The organism is Lentibacillus songyuanensis (assembly GCF_039548255.1).
GTDB classification, from domain to species: domain Bacteria; phylum Bacillota; class Bacilli; order Bacillales; family Amphibacillaceae; genus Lentibacillus_C; species Lentibacillus_C songyuanensis.
The window spans coordinates 1-20,099 of record NZ_JBCLVH010000039.1; the positions used below are offsets into that span (position 1 = coordinate 1).

22 protein-coding genes, 4 pseudogenes and 1 riboswitch are annotated in these 20,099 nt (G+C 37.8%); of the genes and pseudogenes, 5 read left to right on the forward strand and 21 right to left on the reverse strand.

What is annotated here, in order from left to right:
• The first annotated feature begins 371 nt into the window (after positions 1-371).
• Positions 372-1,109, forward strand: a complete 738-nt coding sequence (locus WMZ97_RS21140) for a DUF418 domain-containing protein (protein ID WP_343274069.1) — start codon at positions 372-374, stop codon at positions 1,107-1,109.
• A 184-nt stretch (positions 1,110-1,293) separates the two neighbouring features.
• Here the strand turns inward: WMZ97_RS21140 and gvpU are convergent, their stop codons facing one another.
• The 8 genes and pseudogenes from gvpU to WMZ97_RS21180 all read right to left on the reverse strand — a co-directional run bounded on the left by gvpU (position 1,294) and on the right by WMZ97_RS21180 (position 6,171).
• Positions 1,294-1,704, reverse strand: a complete 411-nt coding sequence (gvpU, locus tag WMZ97_RS21145; protein ID WP_343274070.1) for a gas vesicle accessory protein GvpU — start codon at positions 1,702-1,704, stop codon at positions 1,294-1,296.
• Positions 1,705-1,731: 27 nt separating this feature from the next.
• Positions 1,732-2,418 (reverse strand): hypothetical protein, encoded by a 687-nt coding sequence (locus tag WMZ97_RS21150; RefSeq protein WP_343274071.1) that lies wholly within the window; start codon positions 2,416-2,418, stop codon positions 1,732-1,734.
• Between the two features lie 220 nt (positions 2,419-2,638).
• Complete coding sequence (tenA, locus tag WMZ97_RS21155) at positions 2,639-3,325, reverse strand: thiaminase II (protein ID WP_343274072.1); 687 nt, start codon at positions 3,323-3,325, stop codon at positions 2,639-2,641.
• Between the two features lie 37 nt (positions 3,326-3,362).
• Positions 3,363-3,720: pseudogene (locus tag WMZ97_RS21160) on the reverse strand (Lin0512 family protein).
• A 20-nt stretch (positions 3,721-3,740) separates the two neighbouring features.
• Positions 3,741-3,950 (reverse strand): annotated as a pseudogene (locus tag WMZ97_RS21165) (bifunctional hydroxymethylpyrimidine kinase/phosphomethylpyrimidine kinase); the annotation flags it as partial.
• Positions 3,951-3,987: 37 nt separating this feature from the next.
• Positions 3,988-4,116, reverse strand: a pseudogene (locus tag WMZ97_RS21170) (energy coupling factor transporter S component ThiW); the annotation flags it as partial.
• A gap of 91 nt (positions 4,117-4,207) precedes the next feature.
• Positions 4,208-4,324, reverse strand: a riboswitch (TPP riboswitch).
• 184 nt (positions 4,325-4,508) lie between these two features.
• On the reverse strand, positions 4,509-5,552 hold the full coding sequence (gene bioB / locus WMZ97_RS21175; protein ID WP_343274073.1) for a biotin synthase BioB: 1,044 nt from the start codon (positions 5,550-5,552) through the stop codon (positions 4,509-4,511).
• Positions 5,553-5,574: 22 nt separating this feature from the next.
• Positions 5,575-6,171, reverse strand: a complete 597-nt coding sequence (locus WMZ97_RS21180; RefSeq protein WP_343274074.1) for a biotin transporter BioY — start codon at positions 6,169-6,171, stop codon at positions 5,575-5,577.
• A 377-nt stretch (positions 6,172-6,548) separates the two neighbouring features.
• On the opposite strand from WMZ97_RS21180, the pseudogene WMZ97_RS21185 reads away from it, so the two are divergent.
• Positions 6,549-7,785: pseudogene (locus WMZ97_RS21185) on the forward strand (IS110 family transposase).
• Positions 7,786-8,434: 649 nt separating this feature from the next.
• Here the strand turns inward: WMZ97_RS21185 and WMZ97_RS21190 are convergent.
• Positions 8,435-8,905, reverse strand: a complete 471-nt coding sequence (locus WMZ97_RS21190; protein ID WP_343274075.1) for a peptide-methionine (S)-S-oxide reductase — start codon at positions 8,903-8,905, stop codon at positions 8,435-8,437.
• Positions 8,906-9,616: 711 nt separating this feature from the next.
• Between WMZ97_RS21190 and WMZ97_RS21195 the strand changes: the two genes are divergently transcribed.
• A complete protein-coding gene (locus tag WMZ97_RS21195) occupies positions 9,617-10,099 on the forward strand; it encodes a hypothetical protein (protein ID WP_119578407.1) in 483 nt (160 codons plus the stop codon).
• 190 nt (positions 10,100-10,289) lie between these two features.
• On the opposite strand, the gene WMZ97_RS21200 is transcribed toward WMZ97_RS21195, so the two are convergent.
• Positions 10,290-11,117, reverse strand: coding sequence for a DUF418 domain-containing protein (locus WMZ97_RS21200; RefSeq protein ID WP_343274076.1), 828 nt, complete (start codon positions 11,115-11,117; stop codon positions 10,290-10,292).
• Positions 11,048-11,329 (reverse strand): DUF418 domain-containing protein, encoded by a 282-nt coding sequence (locus tag WMZ97_RS21205; protein WP_343274077.1) that lies wholly within the window; start codon positions 11,327-11,329, stop codon positions 11,048-11,050. Before WMZ97_RS21205 ends, WMZ97_RS21200 begins: the two co-directional genes overlap by 70 nt.
• A gap of 488 nt (positions 11,330-11,817) precedes the next feature.
• Between WMZ97_RS21205 and WMZ97_RS21210 the strand changes: the two genes are divergently transcribed.
• Complete coding sequence (locus WMZ97_RS21210) at positions 11,818-12,834, forward strand: DUF3231 family protein (RefSeq protein WP_343274086.1); 1,017 nt, start codon at positions 11,818-11,820, stop codon at positions 12,832-12,834.
• Positions 12,835-12,952: 118 nt separating this feature from the next.
• Positions 12,953-13,399 carry a hypothetical protein gene (locus tag WMZ97_RS21215; RefSeq protein WP_036578623.1) on the forward strand — a complete coding sequence of 149 codons (447 nt, stop codon included), beginning with the start codon at positions 12,953-12,955 and terminating at the stop codon, positions 13,397-13,399.
• A 261-nt stretch (positions 13,400-13,660) separates the two neighbouring features.
• Here WMZ97_RS21215 and WMZ97_RS21220 read toward each other — a convergent pair whose 3' ends face one another.
• The 10 genes from WMZ97_RS21220 to WMZ97_RS21265 form a co-directional block, all read right to left on the reverse strand.
• Positions 13,661-13,918: a hypothetical protein gene (locus WMZ97_RS21220; protein WP_343274078.1), complete on the reverse strand. Its 258-nt coding sequence runs from the start codon at positions 13,916-13,918 to the stop codon at positions 13,661-13,663.
• Positions 13,919-14,216: 298 nt separating this feature from the next.
• Positions 14,217-14,423, reverse strand: coding sequence for a hypothetical protein (locus WMZ97_RS21225; protein ID WP_343274079.1), 207 nt, complete (start codon positions 14,421-14,423; stop codon positions 14,217-14,219).
• Positions 14,424-14,472: 49 nt separating this feature from the next.
• Complete coding sequence (locus tag WMZ97_RS21230; protein ID WP_343274080.1) at positions 14,473-15,315, reverse strand: tyrosine-type recombinase/integrase; 843 nt, start codon at positions 15,313-15,315, stop codon at positions 14,473-14,475.
• 111 nt (positions 15,316-15,426) lie between these two features.
• Positions 15,427-15,672 (reverse strand): DUF6429 family protein, encoded by a 246-nt coding sequence (locus tag WMZ97_RS21235; RefSeq protein ID WP_343274081.1) that lies wholly within the window; start codon positions 15,670-15,672, stop codon positions 15,427-15,429.
• Positions 15,673-15,790: 118 nt separating this feature from the next.
• Complete coding sequence (locus WMZ97_RS21240; RefSeq protein WP_343274082.1) at positions 15,791-16,351, reverse strand: GNAT family N-acetyltransferase; 561 nt, start codon at positions 16,349-16,351, stop codon at positions 15,791-15,793.
• A 238-nt stretch (positions 16,352-16,589) separates the two neighbouring features.
• On the reverse strand, positions 16,590-17,063 hold the full coding sequence (locus WMZ97_RS21245; RefSeq protein WP_036578618.1) for a GNAT family N-acetyltransferase: 474 nt from the start codon (positions 17,061-17,063) through the stop codon (positions 16,590-16,592).
• A 257-nt stretch (positions 17,064-17,320) separates the two neighbouring features.
• On the reverse strand, positions 17,321-17,677 hold the full coding sequence (locus tag WMZ97_RS21250) for a glyoxalase superfamily protein (protein WP_343274083.1): 357 nt from the start codon (positions 17,675-17,677) through the stop codon (positions 17,321-17,323).
• A 193-nt stretch (positions 17,678-17,870) separates the two neighbouring features.
• On the reverse strand, positions 17,871-18,386 hold the full coding sequence (locus WMZ97_RS21255; protein WP_165767932.1) for a GrpB family protein: 516 nt from the start codon (positions 18,384-18,386) through the stop codon (positions 17,871-17,873).
• Positions 18,387-18,742: 356 nt separating this feature from the next.
• Positions 18,743-19,213 carry a peptide-methionine (S)-S-oxide reductase gene (locus tag WMZ97_RS21260; protein ID WP_343274084.1) on the reverse strand — a complete coding sequence of 157 codons (471 nt, stop codon included), beginning with the start codon at positions 19,211-19,213 and terminating at the stop codon, positions 18,743-18,745.
• Between the two features lie 76 nt (positions 19,214-19,289).
• Positions 19,290-19,841 carry a CPBP family intramembrane glutamic endopeptidase gene (locus tag WMZ97_RS21265; RefSeq protein WP_343274085.1) on the reverse strand — a complete coding sequence of 184 codons (552 nt, stop codon included), beginning with the start codon at positions 19,839-19,841 and terminating at the stop codon, positions 19,290-19,292.
• Positions 19,842-20,099 lie beyond the last annotated feature (258 nt).

A 20,099-nucleotide genomic window follows, 5' to 3' on the forward strand; every position in this document is an offset into this window, starting at 1 on the left:
GCCCGAATAAAGTGTACAAAATGATAGTGCCTGAAATATTGGTATGAAAGCAGCGTCGAGAAAAACTTGACACATACGATACTCTGGATTACTTGCGTGGGTTTGCTTTGTTTGGCATAATATTCGCGAATGTTAGTACCATTATATTACCCTCCTCCCTTCAATCCAACTTTTTTTGGAGCCAAATTTTAAGTTATGCCATATATGAACGATTTTTTATTATTGTTTCTTTTTTATTTGGGGTTGGCTTCTATATTTTTGTGACACAAGCCATAAATCGGGGCGATCATGGTGTGACCCTTTTTATACGACGATTGATCGTACTATTTATTTTCGGATTAATCCATCAGTACTTCCAACCGGGAGAAGCATTGCTTCCCTATGCGATATTTGGGTTCACCCTTATCCCTTTTTATAAGCTGAAACCAAAAGTAAACTTTACTATCGCTGTCACACTCCAAATCCTTGCTGTATCTTTCGGTGGAAGCTACATGATGATCTTGCCTATGTTCCTGCTCGGTTTATGCGTGGGGCAGTGGAAGGTTTTTGAAAACATTACAACATATCGTATCGTACAAATTGCTTCCCTCTGTTTCTTGCCGGCAGTACTTTTCATTCAATACTTCATGGCGGAAAAAAATGGTCAAATCAATTTAGCCGGTGCCATCGCCGCTCCGTTTGTAAGTGCGTTCTATGTGTCTACTTTAACGCTCTTGCTCCAGCATAATACGATACAAAAGTTATTAACACCTCTTAAATATGTTGGAAGAATGGCGTTTACTAACTATCTCGTTCAAACGGCCCTCATCTTAACAGCTAGTAGTCTATTCCATTTAAAAGGCGATGTACATCAAACAACATTAATGAACATTGCCATCGTAGTTTTAATGATCCAAATGATATACAGCATCATTTGGTTTCAATTTTTTAAGATCGGCCCCATGGAATTTATATGGAGAATAGCAACGTACAAAAAGCTGCCCAATCGTTATAAACGCGTGCTCAGCATTCAAAAGCACTCTAAAAACACGAAAAGAACAGACCCAGAAGAATCGGATATGAAATCCTACCACGATTGTTATCGATTACTTTTACTTTATAAACAATGACTTTGTGATCTGCATGGTGCAGGACTGAACTGAAACGAACTTTGTCATGCAGTTGCCTCCTGCTAATTTATTTTGATTTCTCCAAACTTGAAGCGGAAGTTTTACTGTCGTTAAAAGATTGGTATTAAAGAGGTTAGACATTATAATGTTACTGCCTAACCTCTACATATCTCCCAATTATCCGTCATGATTTTTTGTTATTGCTGCTGTTTTTCGGTTCAGAGATCTTTCCTAAAAAGAAACTGTCTACTTCGCTTAGTTTTCCTCGCCAAAGGATATCGCCTTTAGACGGAGTTGGCTTGGCATCACCACAATAGATCTTTGTCTTCTTTAAGTGGATAAAATGTGCCTCCCCTTCGCTGTTGGAATCAGCTGACTCACTTGTCTTACTGAGCTTCTCACCAAGTTCTTGTGCTACTTCATTGCCATCTGCAAACGATTCACTTAAATTCTCAAAGTAATCTTTCGCAGAAATCATGGTTCCTGTGACAATGGCTCCGTTAACGAGCAGGGAAATGTCTAACTCAAAGCCATGATTGTTTGCTGCTTTTACAAAAGTTTCCAGTATATTATCTTTTACGACGGCTTCACTCATTGTCCTCTCTCCTTTCACCAATTACTTCTATGCAGAAGCAGAGGTATCATCATCGCTTGATAACCCTGTATCTTCTTCATCCTCATCCGCTTTTCCCTTTTTTTGTGTTTTTTTCTTTCGTGACTTTTCTGAATCGCTTTTCTTGGAACTTTGCTCCCCATTATTATTTTTTTTATTTGCATTCTTTTTAGATCCATCTTTTTTTGATTTCGCTTCTTTATCTGTATCCGCTTCGGAATCATCTTCTGGATCTTCTCCTGTGGCTTTACTTTCATCATCGCTATCATCGTTGATCTCAAGAATTTTGTCTAATTTCTCCTCAAGATGATGCAGCCGATCTTGCAACACATCATTCTCTTCTTTTATTTTTTGATAATCTCCCTTGTGTTCTCCCATTTCTGTCTCTTCGCTATCTTCATTGCTTTCATCTTGTTCCTCGTCTTCATTGACATAATCTTCTTCATCATGATTTTTTTGCAATAGATTCGATGTGGAAGACTTCAAATTTTGAAAGGCCTGATTTGATTTTTCCATCCCCACATTTTTGAGATGGTCAAGTTTATCTTTCGTTACTGTCTTAAGATTTGCACTTTGGGACTTTAACGCTTCTTTGCCGACTTTAGAAAGGCTCGGTTTATCCCAACCGTAAAAGCGAATGACCGGTGGAATTTTCCCCTCACTATGCCAGTTTAATAATGTTTCATCAATGGCCATATTCGTTGCCGCATCATGAAAACCACTGTTTAAAAAGCCCCATATTTCTTTCAAATTGTCACCCCTTAAAATACCGTAATATAATTTATCGTATCATTAAGTAATTGGAATAAATACCCTTTTAACAAAAAGACATTTATGGAAGAGAGTTGGACGGCGTCTAATAAGCAACCAGCCTATTAATAGGTTGGTGACTATTCATTATATGATTAATTGAAAGTTATATATTTGTTGCTTGTTTCTGTTCCGAAGGCCACGTTTCAAATGTATAGGCCATTTCCCAGAAGGCAAGTTCATATTCTTTGGCCGTCACAAACTGAGCCTTAATTTTCTCTTTTTCTGTCTTGCTCGCTTTAGCTGCTAGATCATCTAGTAAGTCAATCATTTCACGAGTAGATTCTTGGAACCAGTTACTTGCATACATCTGAATCCAATTGTAATAAATCTCCACCTCGGGTTTAGCATCCTGATTTTCCAGACCAATGTCGGCGTATAACCAGTAGCATGGAAGCATCGATGCAACTATTTGCGCCAAACTGCCGGATAATGCGGCCCGATACATGTGAGATGTATAGGCATAAGCCGTTGGTGCCGGCTTAAAGTGGTTTATATCGTCATCTGTGATATTGAGAATTCTGGCGTGTCCCTTATGAACAGTAATTTCTGCTTCAGCCGTGTTTTGGGCTTTTTTGGCTAAAGATGCAGCTTGGCCAAAATCATTCGCATGAGCAGCTGCAAATGCATGGATTTTTCCATAATGCTTCAAATAATAGATATCTTGCATAATATAATTTTTAAATGTTTCCAATGGTAAGTCACCTTTGACAATACCCTGAACAAACCGATGATTCATACTGTACGTCCAGCTTTGTTTAGTTTCAGCTTTCAAAGATTCCGAAAAACGCATTGCTATGTCCTCCTTAAATTTATTGAAAGTTGTCTACTTAGTAGCCTACTTCCACTGCAGCATTCACTATATACATAAAATCTTTTTATCTCGCTGACCTTCTAGGAAAATGTCACTTGTCGTTGCCATACCGCCTGTTACAACTTCAATCGTGACCTGACCATATGGAATCAACTCTTTGATTTTATCGGGTTCCTATTGTTCCAAGTGTTGGGGAATCGCAAGCTTAACATTGACCTTCATATTGTTTAAATCGCCATCGGGTAGCATACTGCGAATACTGGGCATTGAATTATAATGAATGGCATCCTTTACAGCCCGAGATGCCGCCACATTAACATCTTGGCCATGTACATCAAGACCGGTACCAGTTCTATAAAAATAATTTTTTCCATATTGTTATTCCTTCGTTAACTTCAATAATTGAATCAAGTTGAACCTCAATCATGGAAACTGGCATATGGTGAACATCCCTGACGCCAGTTGTGTTTTGAGCAACAACTGATGTAATCACAGACATTCCATAGTTTTTTAGCTCTTGAAGTATTTTTAAATCGGCCTGAATTCCTGCTCCTCCTGTTGGATCCGTGCCAGAAATTGTTAACGCCGTTGGTATTGGTTGTATTGTAATTCCTTCTTTTTTGCTACGATAAACCAACCAATATTACATTCAAGGTGTGTTGCGCAGGATAAGCTTTTGCAACACCTGCCGGAAACCATATGAACTGTGACCCTAGTAATCCGATAGCGACAAAGACGGCCATAGTTGCCAGTAGGCGTGTGCGGTTCATTTCATGCTCCTTTCATTCCTACAAGGGGAAAATGAAAAAAGCCAGATCCAATAATTGGACCTAGCTTGAAATAGCTCTGATTTTGAAACATTGTCATGTCAGACTACTTCCCTACGCTGGTATTAACCAGATCAGGTCCGTAAGAGTCGGAAAGTTTCTAACGCCTTTCCTCTCAGCCCACGTTTTTTGGGCACCCCTAGTAGTGTTTATTTTAATTTCCGCATTTAGTATAGCACAACAATGATAATTTGTACAAATTTAAAAAAACTTTTGAATAATCCTCTTTCTTGCCAACGAGAGTCAAGACTTCTAGATATATTAATTTAATTTAAAGCCTAACAAAGACGATCAGTCCAAAAACATTAGGTTATCACGAGAGGGGCACCGATATGCTAATTTTTGTTTGGTGATAAAAACTTCGCAGTTTTCGCAGCAATCTCTTCATCTAAAACATTCGCTTCATCATATACAAAATCTGGTTCAAAACCAAGGTCACGAAGCATCTGATGGTCTTTCGTATCTTCCTGGCCAAGAGTTGTCAAATAATCACCGATAAAAATTGAATTCGCTGCATACAAACCTAGTGGCTGAAGACTTTTTAAATTAATCTCTCTGCCACCCGAAATACGTATCTCTTTTGTCGGATTAACATAGCGAAACATGGCAAGCACCTTCAAACAATATATCGGACTTAGTTCATCGGTGCCTTCCAGCATGGTTCCATCAATTGCATGCAGGAAATTTACTGGTATAGAATCTGCATCCAATTCTTTTAATGCCATGGCCATTTGCACGACGTCCTCCTTTGTTTCCTTCATTCCAACAATAACACCGGAACATGGTGACATACCCGCCCGTTTTGCCTCATTCACAGTACGAACCCGATCCTGGTACGTATGACTTGTCGTGATCGCATCATGATGATTTTCTGAAGTATTGATATTATGATTGTACCGGCTGACACCGGCAGTTTTAAGCCTATTAGCCTGTTCAGGTTTCAATATGCCAAGACAAGCACAGATTTTCAGATTGTATTTGGTTTTGATTTCTTCGACTGCCTCAGCTACATGATTCAATTCCCGATCAGTCGGTCCTTTGCCGCTCGCCACAATACAGTAAGTACCGGAGCGCATCTGCTGTGCCTTCTCTGCACCTTTTATAATCGAATTCTTGTCCAGCATCCGATACTTTTCAATTGATGCACTAGAATCTCTTGACTGTGCGCAATAACCGCAGTTTTCCGAACAGTTTCCGGATTTCGTATTAATAATCATGTTCAGTTTCACTTTGTTTCCATAATAATGTTTACGAATCTGATATGCACCGTTTAACAATTGCAAAATATCCTCATCAGGGCATTTCAGCATGCCAATTGCCTCTTCATCTGTCAGTTGATATCCGGCCAAAACACCTTTTGCCAGTTTACTGTATTCCATGTATGCATCTCCTTCCTGAAATCTACGCTGCATCCTCTTTTTGAAAACGCTGAACCCCGATACCTGATTTTCTGAGCCTAAACGCGAAAAGTCCTGCACCAATTGAAAGAATAATATCTTTCGGTAATGGCACCATCATCCATGCCCACGCCAGTCCGTATGTGAAACCTTCCGGCGCATCAAACCAGAAAAGATACGCCGCATACATCCAGTTAGTCCCAAAAACATAATTAATTGCCATACCAATCAGTGCTGCAGTTATGTACATTGGCAGACTCCGCTTCTTTTCAACCAGTTTCCCAGCAACATAAGCTACTATAATAAAAGACAAAATGAAACCAAACGTTGGCGAAAATAGGACTGCAGTTCCACCTTTGAACTGTGCAAATATCGGCGCTCCTACAAGCCCCAGCATCATGTAAACAAACATGGAAAATGCTCCAAGTCTGCTGCCCAGCACTATACCTGCCAGCACCGCAAAAAATGTCTGTAACGTTATCGGTACACCACCAACAACCATAAATGGTGCAATTGATGTGATATTTGCACCAATTGCCGTCATCGCCACGAACACGCTGGCTGTAGTAATACTAAGTGCCGACCAATTTGTTTTTTTCATAATCATCACCCCTCGTATATTATATTTAGGCGTTCTATTCAGCCTATAAATTACTAGAAAAAACTGCTTTAAGAAATCAATAACTTGGACGCTCTAAGATATTCCTAGATAATGGTCTTAGGATCATTTGGGACAATTCTTTCACTCCTTGTGGCTTTCCACATTAGAAAGACTGTTTCCCAGTGTACGTGTCGATCTTCATACACGCAGGCTGTACACCTTGATGTTCGAACCCAGATGGTAGTAGCTCTGGGGCGGCTTTCGATACAAGGTTAGTACTCATACACGAGGCTGCTGATCAGCGTCCACACTAGGGATATCTCAGAGCGTCCAAGAAACAAGTTCCAATGATTCTAAATTGAAGGGAGGAATACCCCATGAAATTATTTGTCGGATTAGATGTGAGTTCATTTGATATCAAAGTTTGTTTTTTAGATGGCGAAGGAGAGAAACTTAATTCCTTCACTATTGAGAATGACCTTCCGGGTGCAACACGGCTTAGAGACATTATTCTTGATACAGCCAAAGGTCAATCGGTTGATGTGCTGCGAATCGGGCTTGAATCCACCAGTGTTTACAGCTTTCATCCATCTATGTTTTTACACAATGATGAATTTATGCGTGGTCTGGGGGCGAAGGTATTCGTTATGAACCCCAAGCAGATTGCCAATTTCAAAAAAAAGCTATAGCGACATGGACAAGACCGATGAGATTGATGCGTTTATCATCGCTGACTACCTTCGTTTCGGTCGTTTGCCCATGTCCATTGTGAAAGAGGAGCAGTACGTTGCCCTGCAACAATTAACGCGCTCCAGATATCAGCTGGTGCGGCAGGTTACGCAGGAAAAGCAACGATTTCTACAACACCTTAGTTTCAAGTGCAACACATTTACCGAAGAAGTTGAGTCATCTGTCTTTGGTAAAGCCATGATGGATCTGTTTCTTGAACAATACGGCCTGGAAGAGCTGGCACAAATGGAACTGGAAGAATTAGCCGCTTATCTTCGCTTCAAGGGTAAAAATCGTTTTGAAGACCCAGAACAAGTGGCTAAATCCATTCAAAAAGCTGTTCGTTCTTCCTACCGCCTGGACAAGGTGATGGAAGACTCAATTGATACCATCCTGGCTACGTCCATTACAGTCATTCAGACGTTTCAAAGGCAGGTCAAGGAAATTGACAAATCCATTACACGCATTATGGCCGGATTACAGCAGACCCTTCAAACCGTTCCCGGTTTGGGCCCGGTATTTACGGCTGGCATCATTGCAGAAATTGGCCAAATTGAGCGTTTTAAAGATGAAACCAAAATTGCCAAATATACTGGTTTGTACTGGCGTAAGAAACAGTCAGGTCGATTTACAGCAGAGGACACTTCCTTGTCGCGAAACGGGAATCAATACTTGAGATATTATCTGGTTGAAGCCGCCAACTCGATAAGAAGGCGAGTTCCCGAATACAGCGCCTATTACACGAAAAAGTATAGGGAAGTACCGAAACACCAACATAAAAGAGCACTCGCCCTAACCGCAAGAAAATTAGTGCGTTTGGTTGATGCGCTACTACGCAAAAACCAAATCTACGCGCCAAGAGGAGCGTCGATATATGAAGCATAAATAGCTTCTACATCCTTTGAATTGGTTTCCAGTAATTGCCATTTATTTACTGGTCTAGTTTCCTATTGCCTTTTTTAAGCAATTCGCACCTTGATAACTAAATATTTATTTGTTTTCTACTTGACATCTTACCGCAGGTCTTTTTTATATTGTCAACATATAATAATATTGGTTGACAATCGGAATATAAAGAATATCATAAACTCTTATAAAATAGAAGACCTTTTTTAAAAAAATAGAAACTCTCGTGTTTTGAAGGATTTCTAAGCTCTCAAGTCGAGGGTTGGGAAAAACAAATACTGGACTTTAACCCTATAGTGCTTCCGAAGTTGTAAATCATCAGACGGGAAACTATTATATCCCCCATCACCGAGAATACTTTACAAGAATCATTAGGTTCACCGGCAAGCAGCTTTATCCCATTTATGTAAATCCTTATTCTCCAAAAAGGTTGCGAAACCTATATAAGGCCACTGTATATGAGAATTAAGCCTTCCGAGTCTAAAGTTTTTATTATTCTTATTAATTTTACCCTAGTAAATTTGATTGCTTCTTTGTCTAATTTAGTCGCTATTACCTATTCCCGATTTACGCCCGTTTGAATTGTTGAAAGTAATTTACCGATTCTGTTCCCTTTTAATGTTCTTCCTTATTTATATCTACTTAATGTTTCTTCCGGAATATGACAATAATCATTCGGACATCTAGCTAACCTATCTTGATGTTCTTCTGCACTTCTCACATAGTTTGTAAGAGGTAATACTTCAACAACTATAAGGTCATAATCATTTCTCTCACTAAGAAACGCCTCCGCTTCTTTTAAGTGTTCATACTTTTCACTATATATTCCTGTTCTGTATTTTTCGCCAACATCCTGTCCTTGTTTATTCAAACTGTATGGATCAATGATTTCAAATAAATACGCCATTAATTCCCTGATTGTTACAACCGTCGGATCAAATCCTGTTTTGACACATTCGGCATACCCATCATAATCACCCTCAATTGTATGACTTGTTCCATTAGCTCTTCCCGCCTCTGTAAACTTAACTCCAGGTAAAGTTTTTATAAAAGCTTGTACTCCCCATAAACATCCACCTGCAAAATATACTAATTCCATATTGTTCTCTCCCCCATATACAGCAAAATGTCCCAACTATACAAGAATGTGCCCAGTCCCTTCGCCAGTTTCGTGTCCATTCGTAATATATGTTCAATCAGCTCTTATTATTTCTGGTTGACCATTGCAGAGGTAGCCGGGGTAGAACGCTTGCCCCGTGGGACATTGATGCAAGATTTATTCAACATAATGGGCCGGTTTGCGAAAGATTGATACGTTGCCTTGGACAAAAATCCCTCTAGACAATTATATCTAAGGGGATTTAATGATCCAACTATATTTAACGGGGTCTCGCTAATCAACATTTGCACAAAATACAAAAAAGATAATAATACACGGAATGCCTAACACCCATATCCAAAAGTCCACAGAACCAACAACCGATTTTTAAGATATTAAAATCAATTGAACAATGGGATATCTATCATAAAACTATATTTGCGAATAAACTTGTACATGTTTATTTTATAGGGGAAATGATATTGTACATATACAATATGTACCACTCTTTTACTATTGGTTTATAAAATATTTGATTATTTTCTGCCTGTGTTGCTCAACAATCGCGCCCGTTTGCGGCATAGTCAAATCGAGGTTCTTAAGCAAGCACAACCATTAGTTGAATATATAATAACATACCAAAAAGGAAACAATTGAATAACATCGATGAAGTGTCACATCCTAAGATAAAAGCTCAGAAGGGTGAACTTAATGGCAAACTTTTTTAGGATAGTAAATGCAATTGTTTTATGGGCTATTGTATTATCATTCCTTCCAAAACTCTCCTTTAAAAAATATTTACCAGTTACATTATTTTGCTCTTGTATTTTTTTAATACAATCACTTCTAAACCTAATTTTCAAATGGTGGGATGTTAAAGGAGGGATAAAGTACAGAGTATTTGATGATTTAGCATTTATATTTGGACCATTTTTTACAATTAATTTATGGGTGTTTCATTTCACTTATGGAAAATTCTCTTTATACGCATTATGTAATTTAATTATGGATCTTCTTTATGCCTATCCCCTAAATGCACTTTTCCAAAAAATTGGTCATTATAAATTAAAAAGAATGACCTCTACAGCACTTTTTATCAAAACTTGTTCACTCGCTCTTTTGAACTATGGTTTTCAAAAATTCATCGAAAAACCAATCTCTTCAGAATTATCTAACCATAAGTCCAGTGATTAAACTGTACTTTTTGTTTAGTTTATAATCTTTATAATAACACTAGAAAGAGTTCCACATCTGCCCCACATTTAAAAGAAGGTGAAAGGTCGCCCTTATTCCAGATAGGCGACCGTTTGCTTAACACCACTTATTGAAAAAACTTAACGTACGTTTCTGTGTGTTGTTGCTATCCACCTTGTTCTTGCAACCTCTATTTCCGCCGTATTGGAACCCAGTCCCCATAAGTTCCGCATCGCCATAGCCATTCTAACGGTCCATAATTGAAAAATTTAAGCCATAGTGATGAAACAATGATCTGCACGCCCACAACTATTAAACAAACAATTGTCGCTGACTTGTATGAAACGATTGTATCTGCTGGAATAAATGCCAACAGGCTAACCAATATAACCGACTGACCAATATAATTTGTCAATGCCATTCGTCCAAATGAATGTAACGGAGACAACCATTTCCCTGCTACAGGCTCCAGCAAAACGAGAATGCTAATGTAGAAAATAGAGAAAACTGGTGCAAAAACCATGGACAAATCTATAAAATCATAAAAAGCACGATTTGCTTCTGCTTGCGTTTCGGTTATATCATAGTCAAACCCTTCCATATATGACAATAATCCGGCATCAGGCGCCTTCTGCCACAAGAAAACTGTTATCACACTTGTTGCAATAAATGAAAAAATAGCGACGCCCAACCATTTCTTTTTGTTCTCCCACAAAGTTTCAAATACACGATATTGCCCGAACGCCAGACCAAGCATCATAAGGGGCAATGGTAAAAGCGTCTTTGCTCCAATAAAACTTCCGACAATAATGCCTGCTATTCCTAAGATAAGGTTAATCTGTTTAGGAGCCTTGTAAAACAATAAAACAATCATTCCGAAAATCGCGTAAAACAACAGTACTTCACCAGGATTAATTAAATGGTGCAGTATACCAGCTACAAATAAGATCAGCATGCGCCGAATAAAAAGGACATATGGATGATTGGTTTTTCCCTGTGCCCGTGATAAAAAATCCAAAATCCTATTCCGAACAGGAAGGAAAATATTGCATAAAAACGCCCTTCAACAAAGATATACAGGAAACGCTGAATCCAGATATCTCCTTGTGTACCAGATAAATTAACGCTGTCCCAAAGAGCCAGCACATTAACAAACGGAAGTCCAATCAGGGCAAATCCTCGAATTAAATCAAGGACATTTATTCGATGCGTGGTCATTGTTGGTTTCATTCTTATTCCCCTTAATCACTTTATTTTGTTACAAATACGCTATAATAATAGTGTATTAACCGCATAATACACATCTGTCATGTATTATACGATTAATACACTAAAAAATCAACACTATATGGGTATTTTTGCACAACGCCCCGAAAAAGGAGATTAAGAAGGTAATTTGTCTGTGTCAAAACTTTTGAGGTTATTCGCCATGTTTCAAAACAATTTATGTTGTTTTTATGAAACGGAAAAAGTATGGTTAACAGCATATTTCAAAAAGTACACATTTTGAAAGACTTGTCTGAAACTCAAGCCAATCAAGAGTTACAGGCTTATTCTACCATTTCGGGGGGACGTGCAAAAATACCCTATTTCGTTTTAATAGTGCCCCTCACTCTTCAAATCGTTTCTTCATACCTGTAATTCATTATAAAATCCGTATTAATGTGAATACTAAACTTATCCTGACATGTTCTCAAGGAGGTTGCATAATGAATGAAGTGAATGAAAGGAATATCCCCCTAACATCCGCAGAAATTGGTTCTCTTTGGACTGGGTATATGAATGACAGCATGTCGAAATGTATTTTGGGTTTTATGCTGGAGCATATTCAAGATGCAGATACAAAATCTGTTGTACAGCATGCCTATGATCTTTCGTCTAACCATTTGGACACATTAACAGCTATTTTTGAAAATGAACAATTCACCATTCCAAATGGGTTTACCGAACAAGATGTGAATATGAACGCACCGTGGCTTTTTTCAGACATATTTTGTTTGGTGTATGTGAATCATATGGCGAAGGCGGGAATGTTAATATACGGCGGTTTTGTTTCGTTGAGTTACCGTGATGATGTATGTAACTACTTTGTACAGGCGTTAAATAAAACCAGTAATCTTTATAAACAATCACTCGAAACTGGTCTTTCCAAGGGGATAGTTTCCAGACACCCGTATATTGACGTTCCCAAAGAAACAGACTATGTTGACAGTAAAAAGTATTTAAGTGGCTTAAACCCTTTCAGTGATAAACGTCCATTAAATGCTGTTGAGATTTCTCATTTGTATCAGAACGTCCTAACAAATTCAATAGGAATGCACTTATGCCTTGCATTTGCTCAAACATCACCATCAAAAGATGTACAAGATTTCATGCTTCGTGGAAAAGACATCTCAAAAAAGCATTTGAAAATTTTTGCAGATACACTTATGAAAGATAATATTGAATCTGCACAGACGAATGTATATTTAAGTGACTCCACAACTCAGACTTTTTCAGATAAATTAGTGATGTTTCACATGGATTTGCTTGTATCTGCGGGAATGGGGAATTATTCTACTGCAGCATCTGCAAGCCAACGAAGTGATTTGATGATTAATTATGAGCGATTATCATTTGAAGTTGCTCGGCTTGCCAAAAGCGGAGCAGACATCATGATTAAACATAATTGGCTGGAACAACCGCCTGGATTAAAGGATTCTAAAAAATTAGCGAAGAACAAACAAAAAGGATGAACTTAAAATGGAAAAATAAATAAGAAGGTGACATTATGCGTTATGTTCCTATTACTACGAATGCACAAAATAACCTTTTAGATCGATCACGGATAAATATCAAGGGAAAAGTTAGTATTTGAAAGCGGTTGAAGTCCTATTTTGGAGCATCGCATTACCGGGATTTGGTCAACTATTAAATAGGGCATATATCAAAGGGCTGATACTGCTTTTATTGGAATTCTTGGTCAATGTACTGGGGAATTTTAACGATGTTATTATTTTGAGTTTTCATGGAAACATTAAAATGGCCATTGAACAAGCTAACCATCAATGGCTTATGTTCTATCCTTGTTTGTACTTTTTTGCGATGTATGATGCCTTTAAAGGTGCAGGTGGAGGGAAGGGACCTTATTTCTTTTTACCATTTGTTTTTTCAGCTTATTTCGTGACTGTGGGAACGATCTATTCATCAAAACTAACACTGTTCAGCCAATTATTGGGACCTATCTGGCTTCCAATATTGAGTATACTTCCAGGTTTATTTGTGGGACCTTTGTTAAAAGGATATTTACAAAAAAGCTGACCTCATGATCAGCTTTTTTTGCGATAATGTTTAACACAAATAAACTTATTTGCTTTTAATATCTGTAAGACGTATTCTTCCGTTAAAAAATTGGGTAGTTTCAAAACAGTTGTTTGTTTTTAATTTCACCCAAATATCGCAAAAGATTAGTGACAATAAAGTTATTGTTTTATTAAACAATATGGCCCAATTCGGGCACAATGCATATTCAACAACTGCGCCCGTTTCAGGAATAACTTGCATGCTGGGTTTGTTTAATTCCTATTTTCGTGGATTGACTCTGAGGATCGTTCCACAGGGATCCGAAATCCAGTAACCCTCTGAGTGCTCGTGTACCTCCACTTCGTCTCTTCTATTAATGTGATTCTCATGTAAATACTCTGCTGCTATCTTCACATTGTCTGTCTGAATCTCCAGCCATACATCTTGTTGAGAATAATTGTCCATACAATCCAACCACAGTGTGGCATCGCCAAACTGAAAGGCATGTGATTCAGACATGAAGCCCAAATATGGCAACTTTATCACTTCCTTATAACTCGCTGTACTTGAATTTAGGAATCTTTAGAGCAATGTTATTTCCACCTTTGAATTCTCCCCTAGTCATTTCCAAACAAGCTACCTCCTTATTTTTATCTTTACTATACCATCTGCTGCTTTTATTCGCTTCTTCCAGATTGCTATTTCGTTTTTTCTTACGATTTTCAACAACCTGGCCCAATTCTGCAATACAGGGCGCAAGTCTTTGTTCCAGAAATGCGCCCGTTTCAGCAAGACTGTGCTCAACTATTCAAGAAATGTCAGCAACATCAATAATCTATTCTCTCTCGATGTAACGAGCCACTTCATGGCCGCATTTCTGACATTTACCACGGAGTACAATATCATCTCGGAATCCTGCCATCTCAATTTTATAATCTGTTACCGTTGTCGTCCCGACACAGGACACGCAAAACACATTATGGATGATTTTTTCTCTTGCCCATTCCGGAATTTGATTCCACTGTTCCTGAGCTTTTTTCACGATTAATTTCACCCCAAGGTATTACATTTATCACGCACTCGCACCCGGTTCAAAAATATTTGCAATAAAAATCATGCCTCAGTTTCCCACTGAGATGAGCATAAATCTTAGTTGTTTCACTCTTCTCATGGCCAAGAAGACTTTGAATCACTTCAAGAGGTGCACCATTGTCTACCATGTGTGTAGCATAACTGTGACGTAATTGATGTGGATGAATCATTTTTTTGATTCCAGCACGGTGTGAAATGCGTTTAACAGTATGTCTCAAGGTATCTACACTCATGCGCCTTCTGGGTCTACGCTCTGTGACAAACAAACAGAGCTCATCATCGTCACGTTCATCTAAATACCGGTTCAACCAAATACCACAACGGATATTAAAGTAAACCTCTCTTTCCTTATCGCCTTTCCCATGGACGATTACTGAATTCCCAGCAAAATTAATATCATCACGATTTAATTTCGCAACCTCCCCGATACGACAGCCAGTCGAATAAAAAAATTCAAATAAAGCATTTTCCATCGATGTATGACATCCTTCTCGAAGATGCTCAATTTCACGTTCTGTAAGAAACTTTGGAATTCGCATACCTAACTTGGGCTCTTTTAATTTTGCCGCTGGATTTTTTAAAATTAAACCTTCTTCATGTGTCCATTTAAACAATGACCTAATAAAACGCACACGATGACCCAGACTAGACGGTTTTAAATGTTCTGCGGCTTCACCAAGGTATTGTTTCAAGTTTTCTGTTGTAAACTCATCTATCCCGATATTGCCGAAATAACGTCCCAGCAAATCACATTGAAAACCATACATTTTCAATGTAAGCGGAGAATACCCTTCAATTCTTTTATCAGCTTGATATTTTTCCCATACTTCCGATAACAACATGCCTTTCACGCTCCCATACTATGAATCAATTAATTTAATTTCAGTATGGTCTACTTAGGCAAGCCTTATTCAACAATCGAAATATAATCCGCAACAGTTGGAGTGGAAGATTTATTCTTGATCCATTTCAATATGATATTTTTTCATTAACGCCTGAGCCTTTTTGATACCGTCATCTGTTAAATGTACAGATTTTGCACGCTTACTCCCAAAAATATAGTTACTTTCGTTGAGTTCATCCAATGACTCAAACGGGTATCCTTTCCAACTTCTTCGAAATTCTTCTAATCCCCGCCCCTCTTTAAACGAGGTTAAATACAAAAGTAGTAATGTAAGTTCATCGATTTGATCCTTCATTTTGAGAAGCTCCTCCAATATTGAAAAGTTCTATGTTAACAACGACAAATCCTTTCTGATGAACCAAAATGTGAAGGCAAATGTTATTCCAGATTTGCGCCCGATTGCGGTATATATTTTATATTGAATTTTTATAATACACCAGGTTATCGGTCCACTCTTCAAACTCAAATATAAACCCTTTCCTGACGCATTCAAATTCCATTCCTACACTCTCTGCTAATTTGATAGAAGGCTTATTATCAACGTTTATATGAGCCTCAATGCGATGGAAGTGGAGATTTTCGAAAGCGATATTAAGCCCTTCTTTTACTGCTTCTTTCCCGTAACCTTTGCGCCAGTATTGATTGTGAATGGTATACCCCAAAAGTCCCCACTGAAACTCGTCTCTCATAATCGTGCAAAATTCGACCTTACCAACGTGTTTTTGATCCGACTTCCGAAAGATGCCCAAAACGTATGCTTCATCCTGATCGGCTAGTCTTTGATGCTTTGCAACTACATCATTGAACTTCTTTTGCGTCCATCCACTTAAGTCCATTTTGTCGTCGTCATATTTATACTGTGAAGGAAATCTGTCACGAAAGCCCTCCAGCCAACGTTCATAATCCTGGTTCTGTAACGGTCTTAATACCAATCGTTCTGTCTCTGAGTGAAGTTTGATTTCTTCCGTTTTCAATATGACATCTCCTTAGAATAGATTTTTTTCTAATGACAAAACCTTCTGTGTTAACGTGGTTTAGTTTATATGCCATAAGACATCACACCTTTCGCTAATTTATGTCAACATTATACTATTGTTAATTCACTGACTGGAGGGCTTACTCCATTAAATGGCCCTTTAACGGCGCAATGCTTATTCAACAACTGCGCCCTATAAAGGAATAAACACAATAAACACTATAGTTTGAATTTCTTTAGTTAAGGGTGAGAATAAACTCTTCAACATCCTTACCACGCGCGTTTGCATACCCGCTATCTTCACCCGAAATCATGAACCCACATCTTTTTAAAACCTTTATGGATCCAGTATTGTCTTTTGCAGCGCGAGCATAAAGTGGACGAATTGAAACCTGTTTTAGAAATTCTTGTAAAGCGTTGGTTGCGATTCCCTTACCCCAGTATTCCTTTCCAATCCAATAGGTTACTTCTGGTTTTCCGGACTGCTCGAAGTGTACAATATGGCCAACTACGGTGTTCTCAACAATGATAGTTTGCTTAATAATATTCTTATTCGTAAGTATTTTGTTCCAGTGTTCAGCGAAGCTATTCCAATCATTAGGGTCCTTACTTGTAAAGGCGGCCATTTGGTTTGCCTCACTGTCCCGTTGATGCTTAAAAAAAATAGGAAGGTCATCCTCATCCACATTCCGAAGCACTAAATTGCTCATTAAACTCACCCTCTGTCGTTTACTTTATTCTAGCAAACGTACGTTCCCTAAGCAATATATTTTATCGTGTAAAACCACCTTGATATGCTTAGTACCAATTCATTTCTTGTTCAACAAAATGGCCCTAATATGCAAGATGGGTGCTTCTCCTTATTAGGGAATAGCGCCCGATGAATCAACAATATGCGCAAGGCTTATTCCGCGAATGAGCCCTATTGCTGGAGATCAAACCCTTTAAATTAGTATTAAAAGATTGTTTATAAACGAGTACATATGCGTAATTGATTTCCATCAGGATCTACGACTGTCATCATACGAAGTCCTTCAAGATCCTCATTTGGAGGTTCCGTAATACGGATATCTTTTTTACTCTTTAATTCGTAGTACCATTTATCAACATTGGGAACAAATAAGTGAATTAACCCACCCGTTTCGCAGTCTCCAGTATGTTCAGTTAAATAAATAGTCATTTCGTCCTTAGTGATCTGAACAAAAACAGGAAAATTAGGTTCAAACCGATGCTCCCAATCAATTTGAAATCCCATTCCTTCTACGTAAAACGCCTTACTCTTTTTATAATCAGTAATGCGGAATGCAGGAACCACTTTTTGCATATTGACATCCTCCATGATAAGTTATTTCTAATTTTCAACAAGCAGGTTAGATGATCCTGCCTTTTTAGTCTTTTTTAAAAAAATTAACCTCTAAATATCTTTTAGCCAGTAAACTTTGACAATCTGTCCCTTAAATGAAAACAGACGTATTTCTTAGAGAAACGCGCCCGATTCTGGAACAGTCCTTTACTAATTACCTCGTGAAGCCTTTTGCACGTTTGAGAAGTTGAGCAATAAAATCAGATTTGTAATCCGAATATGCTAATAATTTTCGATATCCTTGGTGATATGCGTCCAATTTATGTTGAGCATAAAGTTCGGCCTCATCAGGGTGGCTACGCAAATAATCTCTTAGCTTTAAATTGTCATTCCATAACATCGAATTTAATTGAGTTACTGCGAGGTTGAACGAGCGTATGCCACGCTTTCGACAATAAATCCTTCCTTGAACACCAGCTGTTCCAAGACATTCATATCCAAGTTGTTCTAACTCCTTTTTTTGGCTAACAGTGATCTCCAATGTTCCATGCAGTCCTATCAATATATCAACAATAGGCTTGGCAGTGAGTCCAGGTACTGACGTGCTGCCAAAGTGCTCAAACGTAGTGTTTGGTCCAAAAATCGGTTTTAGAGAAATTATTTCTTCTTCAAACCAGTTCTTCCAATCGGGACTGTATTCTAAAATCGAAATTTCCTCATCTATTTTCATTGACAATCCTCCAATCTTCTTCATACTATCCTGCTCAATTAGGGATGATCACAGGGTTGCTGCTGTAGACCGCAAAGTAATGTTTATGAGGGAGCATCTGATGAAAACAGGAGCAATAGATTGTATATGGCAATTAAAAAATGTTATTTACAGCAGTATGTTTTTTGAATATAAATCAAGGCTTTATACTCAAGTTATGCTTAAAATCTTGTATATAAAGCCTGAGTTATAATAAATACTTATTGAATTAAAGGCCAGATTGTTGAAAATGATTAAACGATTCTGTTCTCCTTATTATAATAGTAAAGCACTTCTTAGAACTATAGAGTCTATAAACCATCTTTTAATATTCTTCTTTACTTATATCTACTTAATATTTTTTCTGGAATATGACAATAATCATTCGGACATCTAGCTAACCTATCTTGATGTTCTTCTGCACTTCTCACATAGTTTGTAAGAGGTAATACTTCAACAACTATAAGCTCATAATCATTTCTCTCGCCCAGAAATGCCTTCGCCTCTTTTAAGTGTTCTGGCTTTTCACTATATAATCCTGTTCTGTATTTCTCGCCAACATCCTGCCCTTGTTTGTTCAAACTGTATGGATCAATGATTTCAAATAAATATCCCATTAATTCCCTGATTGTTACAACCGTCGGATCAAATCCTGTTTTTACACATTCGGCGTACCCATCATAAGCACCCTCAAGTGTATGACTTGTTCCATTAGCTCTTCCCGCTTCTGTAAACTTAACTCCAGGTAAAGTTTTTATAAAAGCTTGTACTCCCCATAAACATCCACCCGCAAAATATACTGCTTCCATATTGTTCTCTCCCTTAACTGCAAAATGCCCAACAATCCAAGGATGGAGCCCAGTTCTTATTCCAGTTTCGCGCCCTTTAGTTGAACACTGACACTAACAAATCATACATCGAATGTATAATAATTACTGACCAAAGGGAGCCTGTTTTTTTATAAATAAATCCAAAGCTGATGCTTATAATAAATACCTGAACTATCGCAACCATAATATAAGGAAATTCAAAAAGACCATCATAAATCCAAATAGGAAAATGTATTGATACAAACAGTAAAGACGTAACAGTGTTTGCTTTCCAGAATTTCCACCCTGCCATTAAATTTCTAAGTATGAATCCCCTAAAGACAATTTCCTCAGCCAGCCCGACAAAAATAAAAGTATTAAGCCAAAAATCCCATCCTAAATTTAAACTAAACTTTAAATCCATTGCTATACCTGAAATGATAAAGTATAAAGCCATTGCAAGCGTTATCCATATTGCCCAATTCAAGCCTTTTTGTAAGTTGGATTTCAACCCCAAATATGAAATTGGATCTTTTCTTTCCAAGATGACAACTAACAGGAAAACAGGAATTATCCAAATAGTTATTTTTATGATAGCTGTTACTATGGCTGCAAAAATTGGATTCATTAAATTTAAATACTGAATTAACCACAGCTCTTTAATACTCCATAAAGCATAAAATACAATGAAATATAACCAAATATAATTCTTATTTATTTTTAATCCTATTGTTTATTCCACCTTTCCCTACGTGTTTATGGCAAACTAATAATGTAAGGATTGGCATTTAATTTATGTAGGGCCCGGAGGGCCCTACATAAATTAAATGAAAATTAAAAAACCACTTGCCAACCTCTCCAAATAACTTTAAACTCCTCGTTGGAC